This is a genomic window from Nitratidesulfovibrio oxamicus, from assembly GCF_015731765.1.
Taxonomy (GTDB): domain Bacteria; phylum Desulfobacterota; class Desulfovibrionia; order Desulfovibrionales; family Desulfovibrionaceae; genus Cupidesulfovibrio; species Cupidesulfovibrio oxamicus.
This window is the reverse complement of sequence record NZ_VRYY01000237.1, coordinates 1-3,889: the sequence shown is the minus strand read 5'-3', so window position 1 is coordinate 3,889 and position 3,889 is coordinate 1. Positions and strand designations below refer to the sequence as shown.

Annotated in this window: 2 protein-coding genes and 1 pseudogene; 1 reads left to right on the top strand and 2 read right to left on the bottom strand. The window is 67.8% G+C overall.

Annotated features, from left to right (window positions below):
- Positions 1-186, top strand: a pseudogene (locus FVW20_RS09275) (sulfite exporter TauE/SafE family protein); the annotation flags it as partial.
- A 60-nt stretch (positions 187-246) separates the two neighbouring features.
- Here FVW20_RS09275 and FVW20_RS09270 read toward each other — a convergent pair.
- Positions 247-2,073 carry a potassium channel family protein gene (locus FVW20_RS09270; RefSeq protein WP_196609193.1) on the bottom strand — a complete coding sequence of 609 codons (1,827 nt, stop codon included), beginning with the start codon at positions 2,071-2,073 and terminating at the stop codon, positions 247-249.
- Positions 2,074-2,212: 139 nt separating this feature from the next.
- Complete coding sequence (locus tag FVW20_RS09265; RefSeq protein ID WP_196609192.1) at positions 2,213-3,766, bottom strand: L-lactate permease; 1,554 nt, start codon at positions 3,764-3,766, stop codon at positions 2,213-2,215.
- Positions 3,767-3,889: the final 123 nt, after the last annotated feature.

The window sequence follows — 3,889 nt, the reverse complement described above, 5'->3', positions numbered from 1 at the left end:
CACGGCGAGCTCACCGGGCGGGTGCTGCTGCTGTTCTGCGCCGGGCTGCCCGCGCTTGCCGCCGGGCTGTACGGGGGGCACCTGTGCTTCGGGCGTCTGGACGAGGCCGCCTTCCGCAGGGTGCTGCTGGGGCTGTTCGTCGTATCCGGGGCGGGCCTGCTGTGGCGCGCGGCGGGCCCTGGGTAGCCGCCATTCGCGGGCATCGGCCTGCGGGCATATGCCGCAGGACAGTGCGGACGCAGTTGCTTACACCTCTTCGCACTCAGCATTGTCGGGGTAGCGTTCCAGAAAACGCCGTTCGGCCTCGGAATCGCCGATCAGGATCAGTTCATCGCAGGAGCGCAGCAGCAGGGCGGGGTCCGGGTTGACGGAAAGACCGTCCGGCCCGCGCAGGGCCACCACGCTGCACCCGGTTTCGTCGCGGATGCCGCTGTCCTTCAGGGTGCGCCCGGCAAGGCCCAACCCCACCGGGGCGCGGAAGATGTTCAGCCCTTCGCTGAGCATCAGCACCTTGCCGGGGTTCAGCAGGTTGATCACCGTGTTGGACACCAGCGATCCGTGCGACATGACCAGGTCCGCCCCGGCCTTGTGCAGGATGCCGATGTTGCGGTCGAGCGTGGCGCGGGTGATGATCTGGATGCCGGGCCGCAGCCTGCGGCAGTAGATGGTCAGGTAGATGTTCAGGTCGTCGTCGTGGGTGGTGACCAGTACTGCGGGGGCCTCGCGGATGCCCGCGCGTTCCAGCACGTCGAGGTCGGCGGCGCTGCCGGTGATGGTGTGGATGTCGTCGTGCACCAGCCGGGGGTTTTTCTCCACGATGCGATAATCGATGCCCGTTTCCGCGAACTGCCGCGCCGCGGCCAGCCCCACGCGCCCGCCGCCCAGGATGAGCACCGGCTCGTCGGATGCGGGGGCGGTGGATGTTCCGCCCGTTCGGTCGACACGGCCCGCTTCGCCAATCTCGCCAAACTTGCCAGTCACGCCAATCACGCCAGCCCGGTCCGCTCCGCCCGGCGCGTCGTTCACGCCGCGCCCCCCCATATGGCGGTCAAAGGCGTCCATCTGCTGGCGCGTGCCCGCCAGCACCAGCACGGTGCTGGCCTCCAGCGGCGCGTCCGGGCGCGGCAACTGGAACCGGCCCCGTTCCCACACCCCCACCACGTTGACGCCCGTGACCTTGCGCAGGTCGTTGTCGCGCAGCGAATGGCCCACCAGGCCGGTGCGCATCACCGGGGCCTCGGCCACCACCAGGTCGTCGAAGCGGCCCACCACGCCGGTGCGCATGTGCCCGGCCAGGGTGCGCCGGGCAAGCCCCTGGCCCAGCATGCTGGAAAACCGGAACACGTGGGTGCCGCCCGCCATGGTCAGGATGTCCACGGCCTCGTCCTGGTCGGCCCCGCAGACCACGGGTATGTCGGGGCTGGCCTCTCGCGCGGTGAAGGCCACGTTGGTGTTGCGCACGTCACCGTCCAGCGCCACCAGCATGGCCGCCTGTTCCACGCGCAGCCGCCGGTAGGTTTCCGGGTCGTCGTAATCGCCCACGGCCACGGAAAATCCCTGGTCCTGCAAGTCCAGCGCGGTCTGGGCATCGGCGCACAGCAGCACGTAGGGGTGGGCGTACTGGGCCAGGTCGCGCCCAAGGCCCAGGGCCGTGGCGTCGCCGCCCACGATGATCACGTGGTCGCGCGTTTCGGCGGGCAGTTCGCGCGGGGCGCGCAGGCGGGTCTGCGCTTCAAGCCACGGCGCGTAGAAGAACTGGATGAAGGTGAACGGCAGCATCACCAGCAGGAAGATTATGCCGGAAAGCAGCACCACCAGCGTGAACAGCTTGCCCGTATCGCTGAGAAAGGTGATGTCTCCAAAACCCAGCGTGGACATGACCGTGAGCGTCCAGTAGAAGCCCGTGGCCCACGAGTAGTCGCGCCCCTCGTAGTCCATGATGACGTGGAACAGCACGCTGTACAGCGTGATGACCGCCACCAGCAGCAGCACGAAACGAAGCAGGAAGCGCATGTTGCGCTGGGCCGAGCGGCTCTGCATGAAAAAGGCGATCTGCGAGGGCAGGAACTTCATCTGGCATCCTCTGCTGCATCGGAAAGGGAGTGTCGCGGAGCCTTCATGCTATCAGCGCGGGCGGCGGGACGCCAGCGGGGGAAATGAAGAAGGCCGGAAACGGGTGCGTTTCCGGCCTTCGGTTGTTTCAGGCGGATGCCTACGGGAAGGCCCAGAACAGGGTCATGACGGCGCACACCGTGGTGATCAGCACCGAGATGACGAACGCGGGCCGGATGGCCTGCGACGCCTCGCGGATGCGGTCGATGCTGGCCGCCGCGTTCTGCAGCTTGGCGGGCGATATGACGCTGGCAAGCCCGCCGCCGATGCCGCTGGCCGCCGCGATGACCAGGCCCGACGCGCCGATCTTTTCGGCGGTGGACAGGTGCAGCTTGGTCAGCATGGCGATGGACGACGATTCCGAGCCGCTGATGAATCCGCCCAGCAGACCCAGGTACGGCGCCACGAAGGGGTACATCTTGCCGAACAGCGAGGCCGAGGCGTCGGCCATGACGTAGACCATGTTGTGCAGCGGCTGGGCCAGGGACCAGTCCTCGCCCTTGCCGGAGTGGTTCATGACGTAGGCGATGGCGAAGAAGACCGAGGCCGACATGAACGGACGCCCGGCGCGCTTGCCCGCCTTGACCAGCGCGGTGGACACCTGCTGGCGCGTGGCCTTCATGAGCGGCAGTGCGGCGGCGGTGCAGACGAGTACCCAGAAGTAGGCCTGCCAGAAGATGCGCAACCGCTCCGGCGACTTGGGGATGATTTCCAGCGGCATGGACCACTGCTTGAAGGTCAGGTCGAAGAACGGCAGGAACGGCGCGTTGAGCACCAGCGAAACCACGGTCAGGATGATCCATGGCGAGCAGGCGGCGGCCAGCGAATGGCGTCGCTCGGCCGCCATATCCGCCTCGTTCAGCAGGCTGCGGTCGCGCAGGGGGCGGCCCGTCAGGCGGATGTACAGCATCAGAGCCGCGATGACCGCAAGGCCCGCGGCAATGCCGGTAATGGTCACCAGCCCCAGCTTGGCCATGAAGATGGCCACCAGGCCGGCGGTAAGGCCCGCGATGAGCGCGGGCACGATGCCTTCGCGCACCATCTTCATGCCGCCGGCAAGGTACAGCATGCCAAGGGCGATGCAGGTGGAGATGGCGGGCATGAACCGGGCGAAGTAGCCGCCCACCTCGGTCACCGGCAGGCCCACGAAGTTGGCGTAGACCACGGCGGGGATGCCCAGCAGGGCGTAGGTGCACAGCGCGTCGTAGCCCAGCGCGGGCAGGATGATGGCCGCAAAGGTGGAATAGCCCAGCGCCAGCATGATGGGCGGCAGGATGGACACCGTCACCGCGCCCAGCGAGGTGAGCAGGATGCCGAAGCCCACGTTGATCAGCATGATCTGCACGGCCTGCTGGCCGGGAGCCACGCTTTTCATCAGCGCCACCACGCGCGATACGGCCCCGGTTTCCTGCATGACGGTGATCTGCAGGATGCTGGCGGACATGACCAGGGCGATGGGCAACGAGGCCACCAGGCCCGCCACGCTGGACAGCAGGATGACCGTGGGGGCGGTGTCGAAGTACAGCCAGGCGATGCCGGCGGCCACGGCCCAGCCGATGTACCCGGCGGTGTCTGCCGCCACCCGGTACACGAGCAGCAGCACGAAAATGGCGATGACGGGCATGAAGGCAAGCAGAACGGACAGGGCATACATGGGGTGCTGGACCTCCTCGTGAAATGTTCTTGCCGCGCCCGGCGGCGGGGCCCCGCTGCCGGTACGTGTCCGGTGCGGTTCGACGTTGCCGGGCGGCGGTCCTGCGGGGCCGCGCGTCCCGTG

What these genes read in the sequence shown, in the direction of transcription:
- FVW20_RS09270 (WP_196609193.1), bottom strand. Translation starts at nt 2,073, where the DNA reads ATGAAGTTCCTGCCCTCGCAGATCGCCTTTTTCATGCAGAGCCGCTCG.
- FVW20_RS09265 (WP_196609192.1), bottom strand. Translation starts at nt 3,766, where the DNA reads ATGTATGCCCTGTCCGTTCTGCTTGCCTTCATGCCCGTCATCGCCATT.